The 20,364-nt window shown below is 47.3% G+C and carries 11 protein-coding genes and 2 pseudogenes; 7 read left to right on the forward strand and 6 right to left on the reverse strand.

Annotation, left to right across the window (positions count from 1 at the left end; genetic code table 11):
- Positions 1-24: 24 nt before the first annotated feature.
- The 4 genes from ACE3JL_RS14905 to ACE3JL_RS14920 are packed head-to-tail and all read left to right on the forward strand — an operon-like array spanning position 25 to position 11,703.
- On the forward strand, positions 25-5,568 hold the full coding sequence (locus tag ACE3JL_RS14905; protein ID WP_375327814.1) for an SDR family NAD(P)-dependent oxidoreductase: 5,544 nt from the start codon (positions 25-27) through the stop codon (positions 5,566-5,568).
- A gap of 2 nt (positions 5,569-5,570) precedes the next feature.
- Complete coding sequence (locus ACE3JL_RS14910) at positions 5,571-6,701, forward strand: zinc-binding dehydrogenase (RefSeq protein ID WP_375327815.1); 1,131 nt, start codon at positions 5,571-5,573, stop codon at positions 6,699-6,701.
- Positions 6,698-10,693: an amino acid adenylation domain-containing protein gene (locus ACE3JL_RS14915; RefSeq protein ID WP_375327816.1), complete on the forward strand. Its 3,996-nt coding sequence runs from the start codon at positions 6,698-6,700 to the stop codon at positions 10,691-10,693. Before ACE3JL_RS14910 ends, ACE3JL_RS14915 begins: the two co-directional genes overlap by 4 nt.
- A gap of 23 nt (positions 10,694-10,716) precedes the next feature.
- Positions 10,717-11,703: a methyltransferase gene (locus ACE3JL_RS14920; RefSeq protein ID WP_375327817.1), complete on the forward strand. Its 987-nt coding sequence runs from the start codon at positions 10,717-10,719 to the stop codon at positions 11,701-11,703.
- A gap of 444 nt (positions 11,704-12,147) precedes the next feature.
- Here ACE3JL_RS14920 and ACE3JL_RS14925 read toward each other — a convergent pair whose 3' ends face one another.
- The 5 genes from ACE3JL_RS14925 to ACE3JL_RS14945 form a co-directional block, all read right to left on the reverse strand.
- Positions 12,148-13,806, reverse strand: coding sequence for an IS1634 family transposase (locus ACE3JL_RS14925; RefSeq protein ID WP_375327818.1), 1,659 nt, complete (start codon positions 13,804-13,806; stop codon positions 12,148-12,150).
- 393 nt (positions 13,807-14,199) lie between these two features.
- Positions 14,200-17,265 (reverse strand): tetratricopeptide repeat protein, encoded by a 3,066-nt coding sequence (locus ACE3JL_RS14930; protein WP_375327819.1) that lies wholly within the window; start codon positions 17,263-17,265, stop codon positions 14,200-14,202.
- A 310-nt stretch (positions 17,266-17,575) separates the two neighbouring features.
- Positions 17,576-17,791: a type II toxin-antitoxin system death-on-curing family toxin gene (locus ACE3JL_RS14935; protein WP_375327820.1), complete on the reverse strand. Its 216-nt coding sequence runs from the start codon at positions 17,789-17,791 to the stop codon at positions 17,576-17,578.
- Positions 17,792-17,795: 4 nt separating this feature from the next.
- Positions 17,796-18,020: an AbrB/MazE/SpoVT family DNA-binding domain-containing protein gene (locus ACE3JL_RS14940; protein WP_080694129.1), complete on the reverse strand. Its 225-nt coding sequence runs from the start codon at positions 18,018-18,020 to the stop codon at positions 17,796-17,798.
- Between the two features lie 66 nt (positions 18,021-18,086).
- Entirely contained in the window at positions 18,087-18,338 is a 252-nt protein-coding gene (locus ACE3JL_RS14945) for a DUF2283 domain-containing protein (RefSeq protein WP_375327821.1), read from the reverse strand.
- Between the two features lie 169 nt (positions 18,339-18,507).
- Between ACE3JL_RS14945 and ACE3JL_RS14950 the strand changes: the two are divergent.
- A pseudogene (locus ACE3JL_RS14950) lies at positions 18,508-18,870 on the forward strand (hypothetical protein); the annotation flags it as partial.
- 28 nt (positions 18,871-18,898) lie between these two features.
- Here the strand turns inward: ACE3JL_RS14950 and ACE3JL_RS14955 are convergent.
- Positions 18,899-19,438: a hypothetical protein gene (locus ACE3JL_RS14955; RefSeq protein WP_375327822.1), complete on the reverse strand. Its 540-nt coding sequence runs from the start codon at positions 19,436-19,438 to the stop codon at positions 18,899-18,901.
- Positions 19,439-19,611: 173 nt separating this feature from the next.
- Here ACE3JL_RS14955 and ACE3JL_RS14960 point away from each other — a divergent pair, with 173 nt between their 5' ends.
- Together ACE3JL_RS14960 and ACE3JL_RS14965 are read left to right on the forward strand one after the other, a co-directional pair.
- Positions 19,612-19,875, forward strand: a complete 264-nt coding sequence (locus ACE3JL_RS14960; protein WP_002771281.1) for a hypothetical protein — start codon at positions 19,612-19,614, stop codon at positions 19,873-19,875.
- A pseudogene (locus tag ACE3JL_RS14965) lies at positions 19,876-20,235 on the forward strand (type II toxin-antitoxin system VapC family toxin); the annotation flags it as partial.
- Positions 20,236-20,364 lie beyond the last annotated feature (129 nt).

Here is a 20,364-nt window from a genome sequence, read left to right on the forward strand (position 1 = left end):
ACACCACCAATGAAGAATCCCAAGATGTATCAAGAACACTACTCAGAAGAGGCGATCGCCATTATTGGCATGGCTTGTCGGATGCCAGGCGCACGAGACGTATCTGAATTTTGGCAGAACTTATGTAATGGCGTGCAATCGATCACAACCTTTACGGAAGAGGAACTGAGAGCTTCTGGCATCCCGACCGAACTGATCAAGTCACCACACTATGTGCGTAGACGCGGCATCATCGACGGCGCAGATCAATTTGATGCGGCCTTTTTTGGCTTTACTCCGCGAGACGCAGAACTGATCGACCCACAGCAGCGGGTGTTTCTGGAATGCGCCTGGCACGCGCTCGAAGATGCTGGTTACGTCCCCCAAGAAGTCGATGCCCGGATTGGAGTGTTCGGGGGAGTTGGCACTAACTGGCACCTGAGCCAAGTCGCCCAATCTAGCGTGGCCAAGAAATATGCCAGCGGCGCTTCAGTCGTGATCAGCAACGACAAAGACTATGTGACATCACGGGTTTCCTACAAGCTTGGCCTAGTCGGTCCGAGCGTCAATGTGCAGTCCGCCTGCTCCACTTCCTTAGTGGCAACCATTCTCGGCATGACTAGCCTAAGATCAAAGCAATGTGATCTCGTCCTGGCTGGCGGTGCAACGATTGAACTTCCCGAAAGGAAAGGCTATTTAGCACTAGAAGGGGGAATGGAGTCGCCTGATGGCCATTGCCGGCCCTTTGATGCTGGTGCCAATGGGACAGTGTTCAGCCGGGGTGCTGGGGTGATCGTGCTCAAGCGGCTGGCCGATGCTATACGTGATCGCGATCACATATATGCCGTGCTAGTGGATGGTGCGGTCAACAACGATGGCGCTGACAAAATCGGCTTTACCGCCCCAAGCATTTCCGGCCAGGTGGCGCTGACCCTGGATGCTCTTAGTCGGGCAGGGCTATCGGCTGAACAACTCAGTTTCGTGGAGGCACACGGGACGGCAACTCCGCTGGGAGACCCGATTGAGGTTGAGTCCCTTACCCAGGCATTCCGCCATTACAGCGATCGCACTCAGTTCTGCGCCCTCGGTTCTGTTAAGGGTAATATCGGCCACACCGATGTGGCTTCGGGAGTGGCCGCTCTGATCAAGGCGGCAAAAACTGTTGAAGAGCGCCTACTTCCCCCATCATTGGGGTTTGCCAAGCCAAATCCAAATATTGACTTCTCTTCCAGTCCCTTGTTCGTCAATACCAAACTCCGCAAGTTGGCAGGGGAAGGAACACCAGTGCGAGGTCTAGTCAGTTCTTTTGGAGTTGGCGGCACCAATGCTTGTGTCGTGATTCAGGAACCTCCTACCCCTGAGATTCCCAAGCAAGTGCCAGAACAGAATATCGCCGTCCTCTCAGCCCGGACCGAAGAGGGACTGAGAACTCAGATAGCGCACCTCTCCCATCACCTTAGCAAGCACCCCGATCTCGATTCAGCGGCGATGGCCTGCACCCTTCAGATGGGACGACGACGGTTTAAACATCGCTGCGCGATTCCCTTTGCTAACCGACAGGAGTTGATTGAGCGTCTCAATTCTCCAGATGGGGCTGTAATCCGCTCTGTCTGCCAGCGGGAAGGTGATCCGATCACTTTTCTGTTTCCGGGACAGGGCAATCAATTCGTCGGGATGGGTGCGAATCAGTACCGACTGTTTTCGGCTTTTCGAGAGGTGATTGACTGCGGAAGCGAGTTCCTCAAACCAATGCTCGGAGTTGACCTCAGAGATTTACTGTTTCCGCCTGCTGATGAGAAGGAAAAAGCGAAGGTCTTGCTCGATCAAACCTACATCACCCAGCCCGCTCTTTTTCTCGTGAACTATGCCCAGGCGATGCTATGGCGCTCCTGGGGCATTGAGGCTGATGTGATGATTGGACACAGTGTTGGTGAGTATGTGGCTGCCTGCATTGCTGGAGTTTTCAGTTTTGAGGATGCTCTGACGCTGGTTTCAGCCCGCGCTCGATTGATCCAGGATCTGCCAGGTGGATCGATGCTGGCGGTGTTGCTACCGGAAGCGGAACTATCAGGGCGACTGCCGCGAGAGGTTGAGGTGGCTGCTGTCAATAGTCGCAAGATGACCGTGGTGTCTGGTCCTGATGAGGCGATCAAATTTTTTGCAATCCAATTGACAGAAGAGAAGGTATTTTCTCGCCATCTCAATACTTCCCACGCTTTTCATTCGGCGATGACGGAACCGGCGATGGGAGCTTTAGCCAGGCGATTTGTCGGGATCAGTCTCTCAGCACCGACGATTCCGATTGTTTCGACCCTTACTGGGGATTGGCTCACTGATGAGGAGGCTTGTGATCCTCTCTACTGGGTGCGACATATGCGGCAGCCAGTTCGCTTTGTCGATGCGCTCGACACTTTGTTGGCAACTGAGGAGTCTCACATTTTCCTTGAGTGTGGCCCTGGCTACTCCCTAGCTTCTTCAGTGAAGTCTTTACTTGATCGCCAACAGCATGACCGGGTGATCTGTTCCCAGCAGGGAATGCAGGATGTAGAGGATGATTTAGCTGCTGTGACGCGAGCAGTTGGCTCTCTTTGGGCGACTGGACGGCCAATCGACTGGAAGGCTTTTTACGCCGAGGGGTTTCCAGGGCGAGTGTCTTTACCCGGTTATCCTTTCGAGCGCCAGAGTTTTGCCCTCGATTTCACGACAGAAAAAGAAAAGGATGGGGACTTAGGGACTGATCCTAGTGAGCGCAAGTCGGATCTGGGGGACTGGTTTTATGAGTTGGGCTGGACTCGTACCGCCTCACCGGGTTTTCTTAATCCTCCGGCTACTGAAGCTGTACCGCAGACGGGATGCTGGCTTTTGTTTGATGACAACAATGCTCTAAGTCAGGAGATTGTGACTGTACTAGAGGCGCGTGGTGAGGAGATAGTTCGCGTGGAGCAAGGTTCAGCTTTTGCTGCGAGCAAGGGTGGATTCGTGATCCGCCCAGCGGTGCGGGAAGATTATGATCAATTGCTGACGGCGCTGAAAGAGAATAATCAACGACCAACCCGCATCTTACATCTCTGGAATAGTTGTGGGGCCGATGATCATAGCTGGGTCGATGACCCAGAAGCGGCTCGAATACTTGCTTTTGATAGCCCGATGTATCTGGAACAGGCGCTGATCGCTCAGGGACTGCCCGGAATGGTGCGTTTACTGGTTGTTACCCGTGGGGTTCATAGCGTCGCCGGAGAGCCGATCTGGGCGCCTTTGCGGGCGCTGGCGACAGGACCTTGTAGAGTTATTGCCAAGGAGTTTCCGACAATTCAAGGACGGATGCTTGATGTAAGTTCTCATCCCGATCTGGCTTTTCAATTGGTTAATGAGGCAGAACTCGATGTTGACGATACAGTCGTGGTTTATCGAGGAGGACGACGATTTATTGAAAGCTGGCATCCCCTGCGATTACCGCCAGGTGAGGGATTGGCGAAGACGCTCAAAGCTGGTGGAACTTACCTGATTACTGGGGGATTGGGGGCTTTAGGCCTTTTCTTCTCGAGAATTTTCGCCGAGACAGTGCCAGTAAATCTGGTGTTAGTCAGCCGAAGCACAGTCCCCCCACGGGAAAATTGGGAAAGATTGCTCGAGAGTGGTGATGGCAATCCTCAGTTGAGCGATCGCATTGAACAACTTCTGGCGATCGAAGCAGCAGGAGCCGAGGTAGTGATTGCCCAAGCTGATGTGACTGATCTCCACAGGATGAAGGAGGTTGTCAACCAGGTGTGTGAAAGGTTTGGCAAAATCGACGGGGTGATCCATTCTGCTGGTAATGCTGGCGGGGGAATTATCGCCCTTAAGACCCCAGAGATGGCGAGGGAAGTTCTTGAACCTAAAGTTCAGGGGACTCGCGTGATTGAGCGGCTTTTTGGCGATCGGGATCTCGACTTCATCTGGCTTTTTTCTTCGGTAACGGCGGTACTGGGAGAAGCAGGACGGGTCGATTACTGCGCCGCTAATTCCTATATCGATGCAGTGGCTCAGTCATGGAACCAAAAGCGCCCTGGACTGTTCCGCTCCCTCGGCTGGGCGGCTTGGGCAGAAATTGGCATGGCTTCTCGCTGGGAAGATGCGAAGGCGAAACGCCAATCTGGCAAGCGAGTTCAGCGAGTTGAAGCTGGTGAATGGCTGCGACTGCTCTCATCTGAGGGCCACGACGAGATCTATGAGGTACTGATTGATCCAGAGGCAGACTGGATCATCACCGAACATTTGGTGTCTGATACGCCAACGCTTGTTGGGGCATCATTTCCTGAATTTCTCTGGCGCTTTGCCGCTTATCGGCATTCAGGTGAACCAGTGCAAATTAAAAACGCTTATTTTATTGCACCGATGATGTTCACCAAAGGAGAGCAACGTCGGTTAATGCTGTTTGTTAAGGGACAAGAGGGACGCTACAAATTCAGCTTCAGGAGTCGTCCTGCTGATTCACCTACTGTTTGGCAAGACCATTTTATGGGGGATCTGGTGATCACTGGCAGAGAACCCCATCAGCAAAATCTGGCAATGCTGCTGGCCAAATTCCCTCCGAGAGAAACAAATCCTTATAATTCTCTTGATTGCACGGCCGAAGACGGCACTCCACTTTTAACTTATAGCGAGCGTTGGCGCACTCTCTCGGAACTGGCTGAAGTCGATGGCCACTGGCTGGCTAAACTTCAGCTTGACCCGCAATATGCGGTGGATTTTGCGGCTTTCTCGTATCATCCAGCCCTGATGGATGTGGCGCTGGCTTGTGGAGGCTTCAGAATGGGGTTTTCTGGAGAAATGAAAGGTTTATATTTGCCCTACTGCTACAAACAGATGAAGCTTTGGCGGCCGATTCCCCCAGTGGTGTGGAGCCAGATACGGCTGACTAGTCCCTATACACTAGGGGCTGATACTATTTCATTTGATGTGACAGTGCTTGACGCTTCCGGTGAGATTTGTGTAGAGGTAGAAGGATTTATCTTAAAAAAAGTTGATATTGCTGCCCCTCTGGTGAAGTCTTCTGTTGCATCTGTTCCCAAGGAGGAGGTAAAAAACGAAGACATTACACCAAAGGAAGCACTGAACCTGCTCAACCGATTGCTCGAACAGGCGGGAAAACAACGAAGCACGGCCCCGATGGCACACTTGCTAATCACGACGAAGGATTTGGCTTGGCAAATCGCCGACGGCTCCCCTCGTGTGAGGGCAGAGGTCATCCGTGAGCAGATGTCGGCACCGGCGAACACGGTGGGGCAAGTTTTCTCCCGGGACGATTTGCTAACCCCATATCAAGCCCCGGCCAATGAAATTGAAACGGCGATCACAGAAATTTGGCAAGGCATTCTTGGCATTCAGCAGATTGGGGTCAATGACCAATTCGTTGAATTAGGGGGAAATTCCCTGTTAGCAATTCAGATGATTGCGATTACCAGTGAGACATTCCAAATCGATCTGGCCGTCGATTCCTTCTTCAAGGAACCTACCATCCGAGGCCTCGCCGAAGTAGTAATTAACCAACTAATCGCCATGACCGATCCAGAAATTCTGGAAGCCCTTATCTCTCAATTGGAGGACTGATAATGACAGACATTGCTGGTCGCATCGCCAAACTCCCGCTCAAAGATCGTGTCAAGCTGCTAAGCGATCTCCAACGGGATCGGCCAACAGTCCCAACGCGAGGAACCTTCAGCCATCCCTCCGACTGGCCCAATGCCAAAATCGGTCTAAAACAGTCCGCCAACCTAGACGATCTGGGATTTGAAGAGATGGCTCTGCAACCTCCCGGCCCTGGACAAATCCAGGTTCGCGCCCGCGCCATCAGCATCAACTTCCGAGACCTAATGATCGCCATGGCACTCTATCCGCCCACGCCAGGAGTACCTTCAGTAATGGGCTCCGACTACGCCGGAGAAGTAGTCGCTTGTGGTTCTGGAGTAGAAGAGTTCTCGCCAGGCGATCGGGTAATGGTGCTTTCAGCCGGAGACACAGCCCCTGATGGGAAGCTCCTTGAAGGCACTCACTTCTGTGCTGTGCCTAATGTCTGGGCCTTCCAGGCGGTGCATATCCCGCCCAACCTCAACTTTATCGAAGCTGCCAGCATTCCGACGGCGTTCCTCACTGCTTTTTACGGACTGGAGTCTGTCGCTCGTGTGCAGGGAGGGGAACGGGTTCTGATCCATACAGCTACGGGTGGAGTCGGACTAGCGGCGATCGAGATTGCACAGGCGCGTGGGGCTGAGATCATGGCGACCGCCGGTTCAGAAGCAAAGCGGGATTACCTTCGCCAGAGAGGCATCCTCCAAGTCTTTGATTCTCGCTCCCTTGCCTTTGCCGACCAGATCAGTGGCGGGGTGGATATCATTCTCAACACCCTATCGGGCGAGGCGGTAGCGCGTGGGTTAGGGTTGATGCGTCCCTTTGGGCGGTTCCTGCAAATTGCCATGAAAGACCAGGCATTGGGCGAGACGCTGCCGATGAGTGCCTTTCGTCTCGGGTTGAGCTTTACCACCATCAATCTCTCCCTTTTCTTGTTTAACCCATCGATGTTGAAACGAATATTCAAAGAGCTTGCCGACGGTTTGGCTACCGAAATTTGGCGACCAACTCCCATTACCACCTTCCCGCCAGAAAAGATTGGAGCCGCCTTGCGTTTGATGTCACAATATCGTCACATTGGCAAGATCGTGATCGATTTGGAGGCAAGAGCATGACTGACTCCCTCGCCCGTCGGCTTGCTGCCCTTTCGCCTGATCGGATTAAAACTCTAGTCGGCTCTCTGGACAAGAAGACCCCCTCCCTACCGAGGATGCCGCGCACTCCCAACCAGTGCTATGCGCTCTCCTCGGCCCAAGAGCGCCTGTGGTTCCTCAGTCAGTTGTCGCCAGAGAGTCCAGCCTTCAATAATCCGGCGGCGATTAAAATGTACCCAAGGGACCCACTGGATCAGGGGCGGTTACAAAAAGCCCTGGAATCGATGGGGGAACGCCACGAAATCCTGCGAACGACTTTCCATCTCGACGGGGGAAAGCCCGTGCAGGCAATCCATCAGACCCTACCTCTCACCCTGGAGTGGCAAGATCTGCGTTACCTCGGCGAGCAAGAACGGCAGCAGGAAGCGCTGGGGATTGCGGTCGAGGAGGGGCGTGCCAAATTTGACCTAACGCAGGGTCCGCTGCTGCGGCTCAAGGTACTCCAATTAGGAGAACTGGACTATTTTTTGCTGATCACTTCCCATCATTTGATTTCAGATGGCTGGTCGAACGCGATCTTTGCTAGGGAACTATCGGCTCTGTACGCAGGCCAACAGCTTCCTCCCCTCGAGATTCAATATATTGATTATGTGGAGTGGGAGCGTAATTGGCTGGCGAGTGAGGCGTGCGCCGAGCAACTGCGATTCTGGCGCGAGAATCTCAATCCCCAGGCATCGCCTCTATCGTTACCGCTAGATCAGCCAAGGCCTCGGGCAATCAGTCACCAAGGAGCGATGGAGACGCGTCCACTTTCGACGGGACTGACGGAACGGCTGCGGTTATTCGCTCGCCAGGAGCGGCTGGGTTTGTTTCCCCTCATGATGAGCGCCCTCGCGGTGCTGCTCAGTCGTTACACTGGCGCTAAAAAGATTCCCATCGGTACAATCACGGCAAACCGCAACGAGCGTGAGTTCCAGAAGCTAATGGGACCCCTACTGAATACACTGGTTGTCTCATGTGAGCTAGAAGAGGGCGACACCTGGGGCAAACTGCTGCGTCGCCAGAGCCAAATCTGTAATGAGGCACTGGCAAGGCAGCAATTGCCGTTCAACAAACTTCTCAATTCTTTGGAAGTAAGTCGTGATCTCGGTGTGCATCCTCTGTTCCAGGTCATGCTCGTCATCCAAAATGTTCCGTCCCAATATCAAGCTGGGGAGATGAGGACTGAGGTGGTCAAAGTTGATTATCAAACCACCAAACTCGACTTGAATTTCTGGGTTGAAGAGATCAATGACTCTATAGTGCTGACATTGTACTATGCCAGTAACCTCTTTGAACGAATAACGATCGAGCGGTTTCTTAATCACTTCGAGGATGTGCTGCTCTGTGTTGTTGACTCGACGGACTCACTAATCGCCGATGTGGCTTTTTCTGGGACATTAATTCCCGAGTCGCCTCCTCCCCCAACCGTCACCGAGAGCCTGATTGAACGGTTTGCACAGCAGGTCTGCTTGACACCAGATCAAGCCGCTGTAGTTGGTAGGGGAGGTAGTCTTACTTACAGTGAATTGGAGCGGCTGACGAACCGGATCGCACGCATGATCGCTGCTCATCCCGAAGCTCTCTCTTCTCCGATTGGACTTTTGCTGGGGCGAGACGGACTATCCTCTATCAGTGCTTTATTGGGTGTACTCAAAGCAGGGGGCTGCTACTTGCCCCTCAATCCCGCCGATCCCCCCGAACGCTGGCGAGAGATTCTCCAAGACGCAGGATCAATCCTACTTCTGTGCGATGAGCAATTGAGCGAATCGATCGCCAAGCTGGCCCAAACCATACCAATCACCTGCAAGAGAATAGATGAAGCGAGGGAATACTCAGATCATCCTCTTGAGGTAATCGTCTGTGCTGAGACACCAGCCTATGTGATCTATACATCTGGATCGACAGGGAAGCCCAAGGGAGTGTGTGTCGAGCATCGCCAGCTTGTGGCTTATGCCGATGGAGTTTGGGAACGGATGGGGCTAGGGTCTGGCCATCGTTTTGCCACGGTATCTCCCCTTGCTACTGATTTCGGCAACACCATGATCTTTCCCCCGCTGATCAAGGGGGGTTGTGTGGTGGTTGTCCCTGAAGATACAACTCAGGGTAGCAGGCTGCTGGCGCGATACTTGGCCGAGCAACCAGTGGATTGTCTCAAGATTACTCCCACCCATCTTCTGGCTCTACTGAACTCCGCCGATATTCTACCGGCAAAACTGCTTGTCCTGGGAGGCGAAACTTGCAACCCCGCCCTGATTGATCGCATCCGTAAGTTACGACCAGATCTCCGCATCATGAATCATTATGGACCAACGGAGACAACTGTCGGTGTGCTGACTTACGAGGTGCCTAATCCCTGGCTAGGAGGCACTCTGCCGCTAGGCCAGCCCCTCAGAGGAACGCAGATTACTATCTGTGATGCGGCAGGTCGCGAGCTACCCCAAGGTGCGGTAGGTGAGATCAGGATGGCCGGTGCGACGGTGGCCAGAGGATATTGGGGACAACCGGAACTGACCGCTGCCTATTTTGTCAATGACCCGGTCAGTGGTGTGCGCTGCTACCGTAGCGGCGATCAAGGCCGTCTTACGGGTGACGGTTCGATTGTTTTCTGCGGCAGGAAAGACCGTCAAGTTAAGCTTCGCGGCCATCGCGTTGAGCTTGATGAGATTGAGACTACGCTTGCTGGCCATGCTTTGGTCACTCAGGCGGCTGTAAGACTTGACCGAGAAGGCCGACTCGAAGCTTTTGTGGTGGCGGCAGGTGCAGTGGAGGAAGCGGCGCTATTTCGCTTCCTCAAAGGACGACTGCCAAGCGTGATGGTGCCGTCACATCTTGTGTTACTCGAGGCGCTTCCTCGTACCGCCAGCGGGAAAATTGATTATGGGAAATTGCCAAGTCTGCCATTGGGGGATCAAAGTGCGATTGCCTCCGTGCCGCGTGACGAGGTGGAGCTGGCACTGATGTTGATTTGGCACGATCTCTTTCCGCAACGTTCCTTTGGGATCCATGATGATTTTTTCGAGTTGGGGGGCCACTCTTTACTGGCGATTAGGCTAATGAGTCTGGTTTGCGAACGATTTGGCCAGGAGTTGCCCTTAGCAACTCTCTTTGAGTACGGCACGATCGCCGGTCTGGCGGCTCTGCTCAAGGGCGAATCTAACAATGACGATGGGCCATTAGTGACGATTCGGCAAAGTGTTGGACAATCAGCGCTTGCCCTCGTTCATCCAGCGGGGGGCGAGGTTCTCTGTTATTATTCCCTGGCATATTCATTGCCAGACCATTATTCCATTCTTGGACTAAGAGCACGTCTTAGCGATGGAGACCCAAGCCTGAAAGCGATCGCAAGACGTTACTTCGAGGCGATTGCTGACCATTCTTTGCAGGCGATCGCTGGCTGGTCGATGGGGGCACTTATTGCCTTTGAAATTGCCATACTCTTTGAGAGAGAACTTGGACTGTTCCCACCGGTTATTCTCCTAGACCAGCCTGCTCCTACAGACTCTCAATTGTCCACTGTGATTGACGAACTCACGGGACTGGCGAGCTTCGCGGCTAAGGTCTCTCAGCTTGTCGGGACCGATATTGGGATCAATCAGCAAGGATTAGAACAGGAAACGCCTATCAGGCGGGCGGAGATGTTTCTTGCGGCTTTTAAGCGTCACGGACTGGCTGCGGAGGGGACAAAGACAAAGGATTTTCAGAACTATCTTGAACTCATGCTGCTCCACAACCGAGCCACTCAATCCTATCGCTGCTGTATGTATTCGGGGGAAGTGATACTTTTGCGGGCAGAAGATAAGTTAGCATCACTGGCTAGTCCAAATGACTCAGATGACCTTGGCTGGCAGCACTGGTGCAAGCGGAGGCTCCGCATTGTTCCGGTTCCGGGCAATCATGTAACGATGATGCGTCCACCTAATGTCCAAGTTCTGGCCTCGCGGCTGGCGAATGCTTTGGGGGCGGCGACATGACAAGGAACAACGACGCTGACGCAGTGTTAGTTCGTCTTATGGGCGGTGCTTGGCTGGCTAAAGCGATTGCCGTAGCGGCACGTCTTGGGATTGCTGATCTGATAGCTACCAAGCCTCTCACTGCCTTTGAGTTGGCTGTGGAGACTCAGGCTGATCCTGACATCATAGACCGGCTGATGCGGCTGCTGGCCGCCTGTGGCATCTTTGAAAATATCGGACTGAATCGATACGCAAATACAAGTGTTTCAGCGCTGCTTTGCTCAGACAGTGAATCTTCTCTCAGGCATTTCTGTATGTTGGCGGGCGAGAGCTACTATGACATTTGGGGGGCGCTTCTCCATACTATCAAGACTGGTCAGTCAGCTTGCCAAGCTACCTTTGGTGGGTCTCTGTACGATTATCTGGAGCGTGAGCCTGAAGCTGGACGAGTTTACGACTTGGCAATGGCAGATTTAGCCCGACCTGTAGGGCGTTTGCTTGCCGAGCGTGCTGAGTTCAAGACTGCACATACAGTCGTAGATGTTGGGGGTGGCAACGGTACGGTGCTTCAGGCAATCCTTGCGGCACATCCACATTTGCAGGGGATCTGCCTAGATCGAGAGTCTGTCTGTTGTCATGCCCTTGATGTGATCGAGGCGACAAATTCCCAACGCCTAAATTTCCTTGCTGGCGATTTTTTTGCGCCGCTGCCAAAGGGGAATATTTATATCGTGAAGAACGTACTCCACAATTGGTCTGACGCTCGCTGCGTTCAGCTTTTGGCGAATATACGCACAAGTATGTGTCCAGACACGATCCTGATGGTACTCGAGCCTTTTGTTGAGCCTGATGATCATTCGCCTCGCCACCGCATGGATGCTCTTTTGCAAGCGGTAATCTCAGAAACTGGCACAAAAGCCCGCTCAGAGGCTCAGATCAAAGGACTCGTTAGCCAAGCGGGACTGAAGGTGGAGGAGACAGTATCTATTACAAGTAATTGTGGTCTCGTTGTCTGTCGCCGGTTCGAGTGAGGGGATCAAAAACTGGGAGCATCTAACTTATGCAATGAGTATTAATACTTATAGCAGTCAACCACTAGAAAATCTTCAACTTGATCACAAAGAGAAATGAGATTATAACCCACATTCCGCACCCCAAACTGTCACAGAGGTAAATTACGTAGAGAAAAAACCAAAGTGAGCATAAAAATAAACATAGAGAGTGAAAAAAGGCATTTAAAAAACAGTAAATCACTAAAGATGTCATCAAACCTTATTCTCAATAAGGAACAATAAGAATTAACACCACCTAGAGGAGTCAACAGATAAATAAATGAAGAGATTCAAGAGACAAATCATAAGTTAGACTAATCAATTAAGGTAAAAAACGAAATTATAGACATAGTAAAATGGAGCTATAAATCAAAGAGATTAGCTCATCTTCACTTATAGAAATTAAATTGATAGAGATAATAATTAGGTGACTAATTGATAGTAACGTAAACAATCATCTGGTAAAAGACGCAAGATAAAATCTCTGTCCTTATTCCAATTAGAAATATGTTCCTCCTGATTGAGTGTAATCAAATGAATACAATGAAAGCATTGAAAAATCCAGCGTAAACTAGGGGAATTAGTTGCTTTACCTAATTGATTTTTAATTGTTGATTTAGACTCTTTCAGAGCATTTCTAATTTGACGTTGAGCCAATGTATAAACCAAGAGACATAAACCCATAATCATTCCCATAGACTCTATTCTCTCAGGACTTTTAAGGAAAATACTATCGGCAAAAAATAATGGGTCTTTGAGAAAACCAAACCCCCGTTCACATGATTGTTGAGCTTTATATTCCCTGAGCATAGAATCATCACTAAGTTCCTGTGAATCTAAAACATTCGTAGCAATAATAAAACGTCCTGCACTCAGCAATTCTGTATTAATTTTACTTTCATCCTGGCAGACTGTAGCTGATATTTGGTAGGATATTTCATTGAGAGAATCTTTTTTATTAGATTTGGCTGGAGTCACCTTACTTTCGTTAATTTGGTGATATTTGAACTGGGTTGATAATTTTGATAATGCCTTGATAGCATCGGGTTCACAAGCAAATCTCTCTTGTGATAACTTTTTCAAATCAAGAACCGCTTTTGATTCGGCTTTGGTAATTTTTTGGGTGAGTTTACGCAGGTCTGATTCTCTTCTTTCTTGACTTTGTACTACTAACCATCTTTGTTCTATTCCTGCATAATTTTCGGTTTTTGATCCTAATTTATATCCTGGTATTGTACTATCAATAAATTCTGATTCTGGGATTGTTGATGTTAATGATTTTGCTGTTTTTATGCTTAATGGTACTCGACATAACCACTGTAAATCTGACATCATTTTCAGGTTTGATTCTGTATATAATGCTGAGTCAGCAACAATGAGACTATTAACTTCTAATTGTTTTTGATATTCTACTGCTATTTGACCAAAGCATGATGAATCTCCTTGGTTTCCTGATGCTAGTTTTAAAAATATTGGGATGTCTCCATCTCCTGAACATATCCTTTCTATGATGAACTGTTTTAAGTCCGGCCGATGGTCACGAGAATAACCATAAGTGATGGTTATTTCTTTTGGTGATTTTACTGCTATTTCTTCTAATTCTTGGTTATTTCCTATTTTTTGACTCTCAAATATTACTTCTGGTAAGCTAGTGTTATACTGCCCATGTACGTGCATTGATGATGAGTCTAGATGTGATGTTGATAGTGATACTCCAAATTTTTTGGCGGCTTTTACTGCGATGATAAAAAAGATTGTATCTAATCCTTTTATAAATAGTTTATCCATGACTCTCCCCAATTTATCGTCGTTGAGATATTCTGGTTTTACTCCTGTTCCTATTAGATGTTCACAGGCGATTGTTTCAAAATATTCGGGAAACATATATAAGGGTTTGGAAACAAATCCTAACCCGTTGATTATCATGGCTTTTACTACTTGACCTGCATTTACTTTTTCGTCTTTTTCGACTCCTATCAATTCGTTTATTATTTCTACTATTCCGATTGAGTCTATTATTCCTGCCACTATCCCTAGATGGTCTATGTTCTGAATTTCTATTTCTTGGGGTTTTAATTTCACAACAGATTTCTCCACTACTTCTATTGTAATCAATTATTTCTTGTTTTCTGAACAATTATTTTTTTCTCTTGAATTTTCTCTTTCTCGCTCCATACCCCTTTTAATGCTATATATTCTCATTAACCCTTTTAACCTTTGAATTAATTTTAGTTACTATGTACTACTTTGATGGCTTTTTTGATCTGTGACAGTTGAGGGTGCGGAATGTGGGTTGAAATAGTGTTGATTCTGCGATACTATATCTAATAGTAAATCTGGTTATTAAAAACTGATTATTTATTTCTCCTTTTGCCTTTTGCCTGTCCTGATATGTAGCCTATACTCAACGGATTTATTATAACAGGGTTTGGTATAAATGTTCACTGTTCTGAATGCCGCTATATTATGCCAATTTCAATTAGCAGACCCAATCAAAATAAAGGGCGACCAAAAGAAAGGATGGCTTTTAATTTGACTCAGTTTGGCCTTTTGCATGGCTTCACTTTTCGTCATACCATTCTTGAGATTTTGATAAAATTGAGTCATAATTTCCGCACTGGTATTATCTTCAGCACTCCAAAGACTGGCAATTACTGATTTAGCACCGGCTCTTTCTAAGACGTAAGCAAGTCCCGATATTTCCTGACCGTCTGCGTTGGCTTCCTTGGCGGTTTGACAGGCACTAAGAGTGATTAATTCGGTATTTTTTAAGCCTAATAATGCGGCATCAGCGATGTTATATTGCTCTTTATTGGCGAAAAGAATAGTATTAGCTTGCATACCCAAATTAGGACAGCCAGCGAGGTCAAAACAGCCGTGAGTTCCTAAGTGTAAAATCGAGAAGCGAAAGGCTTGTTTTTTGAATATATCTAGAGTTGCGTTTGTACCGAGATATTTTTCACTTCCGGGAAAGGTTTTGCTGATAGTTTCTGCTTCTATTTCTGTGCCTTTAAGTTCTTCTTGGGTGGGTTTAGGGTTAGCAAATGCTAGACCTTGTAAAGGTTTTCTTTCGGTCGCGGGAGGGGTAGATGTGGAGATACGAGTTAAATAATAAATTGGATATTTTTCTAGGAGAACTTGGTCATTTTTCTTATCGTAGAGGGTTTCAAAAGGAATATAGCGCAGTTGTCCACTGGCGATAATAGCGATATTTTTCGGGGAACTGGTGGCGATTTGGGACTCAATGGGACGGATTAAAATCTCGTATAATTTACTACCGGTAACGAGGTAGTCGGCATTTTTATAGTCGGCTAATTGGGTACGGTATTGACTGACAAGTTGATTAAAATCATCGCGTTTTGCATCACTTTGAATAACGATTAATTTTTCTCTAGTAACGAGAAATAGAGCGACTTTATCGCGGAGGGGAACGGGTTGAATAACGAGGGTATCAGGAGCGATATTTTTCTGGAGTTGGGCGATGTCGGTGGGTTTACTTTCAAAAAGTTCGGCAATTTCAGGATATTTCTGTCCGATAATTTCCGCATTTTTATATACTTTTTCCTCGAATTGTCGGATCTGTTGTGCTAGTTCTTCCGAGTATTTATCCTGTAGTTGTCGGCGCATTCCTTCGAGTTGTCGATTGTCGGTGTTCCAGTTATCAAGTGCTTTTTGTGCATCGGGATCAGCAACTTTGGCATTAATCAGGCGATTGTAATCGGCAAGATCGGCAGTAGTGGCGAGGTTAAGCCATTCAAAAGCTTTTTCGGGTTGGTTTTGTTGGATGAGGACTTCGGCGAGGGTGATGACGGTTTTCTCGTTAGAGGCTAAGAATTGTTTGCGATCGTTGCGGGATAATTCACTACGAGTTTTTAAAGTAATGTTTAGGGACACTTCTAAATTATTGATCGCCTTTTGGTACTGTCCGAGGGATTGGTAAGCGTTTCCTAAATTACCTAAAGAAGCGGCTTCTCCAGAGCGATCGCCAATTTTCCTCGCGATGTCTAAAGTCTCTTGAAGGGACTCGATCGCCTTTTGATACTGTCCGAGGGATGCGTAAGCGTTTCCTAAATTGCCTAGAGCGTTGGCTTCTCCCCGTCGATCTTTAATTTCTCTTGTAATAGCCAAATACTGTTGATAGAAATTGATCGCTTCCTGATACTGTCCGAGTGACTGATAAGTGATTCCTAAACCGCCTAAAGAATTAGCTTCTCCTTGACGATCACCTTTTTTTTTAGCGATGACTAAATACTGCTGGTAATATTCGATAGCTTTTTGATACTCTCCGAGAGAGTAGTGAGCATTTCCTAAATTACCTAAATAAGCCGCTTCTCCAGAATAATCACCAATTTCTTTAGCTATAACTAAAGACTGCTCATGGTATTCGATAGCTTTTTGATACTGTCCGATAGAAGAGTAAACAACTCCTAAACTACCTAAAGATCTGACTTCTCCTAAGCGATCATCGATCTCTTTAGCTATAGCTAAAGACTGTTGCTGGTAATTGATCGCTTTTTGATATTGTCCGAGGAACCAGCAAGCATTTCCTAGATTGTTCAAGGCTCTGACTTCTACTAAGCGATTCCCGATTTTTTTAGCAATGGCTAAAGACTTTTGATGGTACTCGATTGCCCTCGTGTATTGCCCAATAGAGGAATAAACAACCCCTAAATTCCCTAAAATGACTGTTTGTAAAGAAAAATCACTAATTTCTTCAGCAATTGCCAAAGACTGTTGGTGATATTCTATTGCTTTTTGATACTGACCGAGGGAATAATAAACATTTGCTAGATTGCCTAAAGAAGCGGTTTCTCCGGAGCGATCTCCGATCTCGCGGGCGATGGCGAAATTCTTTTGATGGTACTCGATCGCTTTTTGATACTGTCCGAGGGATTGGTAAGCCGCTCCTAAATTGCCTAAAGATTTAGCTTGTTGCTTGATATCGCCGATCTCTTTGGCGATGGCTAAAGACTGTTGATGGTACTCGATCGCCTTTTGGTACTGTCCGAGGGAACGGTAAGCGTTTCCTAAATTGCCTAAAGAATTGGCTTCCCCTTGGCGATCTCCGATTTCCTTGGCGATAGTTAAAGACTGTTGATAGAAATCGATCGCCTTTTGGTACTGTCCGAGGGATTGGTAAGCGATTCCTAAATTGTCTAAAGAATAGGCTTCCCCTTGGCGATCGCCGATCTCGCGGGCGATGGTTAAAGTCTGTTGAAGGTACTCGATCGCCTTTTGGTACTGTCCGAGGGAACCGTAAGCGAGTCCTAAATTGCCTAAAGAATTAGCTTCCCCTTTGCGATTTTTGATTTCTCGATAAATCTGTAAGGCTTGTTCCCACGATTGCAAGGCTTCCCGAAATTGACTGGTTTGAGCTTGTTGAATACCTCTATCTAAAAGCCTATCTGCTTCCGCTTTCCTCGCATCCGTATTTTGCGCTATTACCGCAGGGACGAGAGAGGAGAGTTTCCCGTTAACAACTGGTAGGGTGACGGTAGCCACTAGAGAAAGAGTAAGTAAGGCGTAAAATTTGGGATTCATAGTTATTTCCGGGCTCTTCTCGACTTTGTGTGATAATTTTTGCTTATAGAATCGTGAAATATTTACCTGGAAAGACTTTTAGGACTATTTTGCTGAAGAAACTATCAGTATAGACCCCGTTTCCACACAGAAACCAGAAGAGCCATTTCCGCTATCAGTTATTAGTTAATACACCTCATCATGAGTTCCAATGTTAATCAAAACTATCCTATCTGTTTGAGTTTTTTCGTCTCGTTCTAAATAGAAAATGATGCGGCAATCATAACTACAGGAACAAGCTCTCAATTCCTGATATTCTCCCCTGACTCGATTAACATTTCTTGCTGTTCCCTGGGTAAGCGTAGGCTGCTGCCAAAGAAGCCATGTCAGGAGGCGACTTAGAATAAGCCAGAAGATTTTGCGGTCGGGAAAGTGCGCTTTCTAGCAACCCCTCATCTCGAATACCCTCTAATCCACCATGCTCGGCTATTTGGCGGTGATGAATCACGAGAGCTACCCCATCAGCTATCCAGATTAGCTGGTTCATGAGCCTAAGTTGCCAGCTTTCTCAAAATATTCCAGTCTTCGCGCATCACTTCCTCCGCCACTTCCATTTGCTGGACAAATTCGGGGTCGTAGGGTGTAAGCTCAAAGCCATTCGGCGTTTCCAAGAGGTAGAGCATATCGCCTTTACTAAGGCGCAGCTTCTCCACCAACTCTTTCGGGAAAATCACCCCCATAGAGTTCCCTACCGTTGTGACTTTTAACTTAATCATCGTTTTTTGACTGAGTAAATATATCAATTATAGCACCTCCCATATTTCCTGAATTTCTCACATCACTTAACAATTTAGTATTAACTTTCCGAACCATTGTCTAATCTCTTGTTTTTCACTCTCTTCCAACGGAAAATCAATATTTTTGAATTGTTCGGCCGTTCTCTGTTTGACTGCTAAAATCTCAATCCCCACAACCCTATCCGTCTCATCGTAATCATAGACAATCCCCAGCGCTACTTCCTCAGAATCGATAACCTTTCCCTCAAAACGACGAATATAAGCGGCATTAGCGGCTCGATCATAGTCTATTTTCATATAGCAACCGCCAAGGCAATAAAGATTATAATTACTAAGTAGGTAGGCGTTAAAAATTATCAGAAACCCCCCTTATCAAGGGGGGACTAAGGGGGGATCAAACCTAAAATCCATTTTTAATTTAATTATAACCAGCTACTTATACTGTTCACATCAAACAAAAATACCCATGAAAAATAGACAAGAATACCTCAACGCCCTAGTCAACTTTGACCAACCCTTATCAACTATCCTCCCTATCCTAAAAACCTTTCCTTGGGACAGTAGCGAAGCAATTATCACCCTAAAAAAAGAGCATCTGATCGATATTCTCGATCGCTATCTCAATAACGCTCTATCTGCCACCGACCTAGAAAACTGGGCCGATGCCATCGAATGCAGAGAAGATATCGCCTATGAAACAGATGAGGAAAATCTCATCAATGACATCATCTTTGACCTCGCTAACCCGACCTTAAACGATCCACTATCACCAAAAACAATCGAACAATACATCAGCCAGTTTTCCTATTTAAAGTCTTCCTTGATTGCCCAAAAAATAGACCTCTCTTTTGTGAATTTTAATGGGGGTTTACTTGAATCTCAATTTTGTCCGAGGGGTTAAATTTAATTTCCTCGACAACGTAGGAACTCTTAATCGCTACCCCTTCGATTCCTCTTATTTCTAGAGAATCTAGCGAAGTTAAAGTTACTTCCGCTTTTCCTTGATTAACATCAATAATTTTGAAGTTCTGTAGGGGTTCCGTCCAGCGTTGTCTATTCTGGTTTGGATTGCTTGATCCCCCTTCCCCACGAATAACAAGCGTTCCGCTTTTGATAATAATCTTCCCTTGAAACTCTATCTGTTTGATCTCTTTCATTGCCACTTCTTTTGTTTTTGAATCTCTCCCTAAAGCGATCGTTTTTGCTTGGGAATCGAACTTGATTAATCTCCCAGATAGAGAAGTGCCATTTTTTAAAGATACTTTCGTATCATCTGGTACGAATACGGGGATTTTCTTGACGGGAGATCGATCGCCGGTGGCTGGTAGATGATAGCCAGCAAGAGAGGCGATAAAAACTAGGCTAGTTGCGGTTATTATTGGGTAGAGTTTTTTCATCTTTACCTTGCCTGAATGATCGGGATTTAGTTGGTTCTGTTTTCGATCTTGGATGCGGTGGGTTAGGAGTAACAGTAACTCACCCTAGGGTTTTTTCTAGAGGGGTTTTTCCATATTTTAGCGTCGGGATTGTTAAAGGGGAAGCGTTTTATCTTCTCTTTATGTTAAAACTTATGAAGGTACTCCTTTATGCGGTAAGCGATAGAAATATGACTCTACAAGAGCTAATGCGGTGGGCGGAAAAATTATCCGCAATCGAGAAACGGCAACTGATCGAAAAAATTACCGCAGAAATGGCATCGGAATCGGCAGAAGTTAATCAACCCCGTCCCTCTTTATGGGGTATATGCGCCGATTTAGGACAGGCTCCCTCGGCTGAAGATATTGATAAAACCCGACGAGAAGCGTGGGGAGATTTTACGGCAGAGGATCTTTAAGTGTTAAAAGCAGTTTTAGATACTCATGCAGTTATCTGGTATCTTTACGCAGATCAACGATTATCCAATTTGGCTCGACAAACCATCGAACAAATTGGCAATAGTGGAGATACGGTTGCTGTTTCCTCGATTACTCTCGCTGAAATTGTCTATCTTGGTGAAAAAGGGCGGATTTCCGCTCAAACAATAGAGCGATTGTTAATAGAATTGGACAGGGAAAATTCTATTTTGATAGAAATCCCGCTCGCTCGCAATATCGTGGTTACTATGGGAGGAATCGAGCGCTCGGATGTTCCCGATTTACCCGATCGAATTATTGCGGCAACCGCCCTATATTTAAACGTTCCCTTAATTAGCCGAGATCGAAAAATTCAATTATCAACGGTTAATACGATCGGTTCTTCGGTTTGTCTTATGCAATGGACGGGGGTTATAAGGGATGGAACCCTTATAGAGAAAGACATTGGGCGATTTTTGTCAATTGTTTTT

It is taken from the genome of Microcystis sp. BLCC-F210 (assembly GCF_042134685.1).
Classification (GTDB): Bacteria; Cyanobacteriota; Cyanobacteriia; order Cyanobacteriales; family Microcystaceae; genus Microcystis; species Microcystis aeruginosa_D.

What these genes read in the sequence shown, in the direction of transcription:
- ACE3JL_RS14945 (WP_375327821.1), bottom strand. Translation starts at nt 18,338, where the DNA reads ATGAAAATAGACTATGATCGAGCCGCTAATGCCGCTTATATTCGTCGT.
- ACE3JL_RS14955 (WP_375327822.1), bottom strand. Translation starts at nt 19,438, where the DNA reads ATGAAAAAACTCTACCCAATAATAACCGCAACTAGCCTAGTTTTTATC.
- ACE3JL_RS14960 (WP_002771281.1), top strand. Translation starts at nt 19,612, where the DNA reads ATGAAGGTACTCCTTTATGCGGTAAGCGATAGAAATATGACTCTACAA.
- ACE3JL_RS14935 (WP_375327820.1), bottom strand. Translation starts at nt 17,791, where the DNA reads ATGAACCAGCTAATCTGGATAGCTGATGGGGTAGCTCTCGTGATTCAT.
- ACE3JL_RS14905 (WP_375327814.1), top strand. Translation starts at nt 25, where the DNA reads ATGTATCAAGAACACTACTCAGAAGAGGCGATCGCCATTATTGGCATG.
- ACE3JL_RS14930 (WP_375327819.1), bottom strand. Translation starts at nt 17,265, where the DNA reads ATGAATCCCAAATTTTACGCCTTACTTACTCTTTCTCTAGTGGCTACC.
- ACE3JL_RS14940 (WP_080694129.1), bottom strand. Translation starts at nt 18,020, where the DNA reads ATGATTAAGTTAAAAGTCACAACGGTAGGGAACTCTATGGGGGTGATT.
- ACE3JL_RS14910 (WP_375327815.1), top strand. Translation starts at nt 5,571, where the DNA reads ATGACAGACATTGCTGGTCGCATCGCCAAACTCCCGCTCAAAGATCGT.
- ACE3JL_RS14915 (WP_375327816.1), top strand. Translation starts at nt 6,698, where the DNA reads ATGACTGACTCCCTCGCCCGTCGGCTTGCTGCCCTTTCGCCTGATCGG.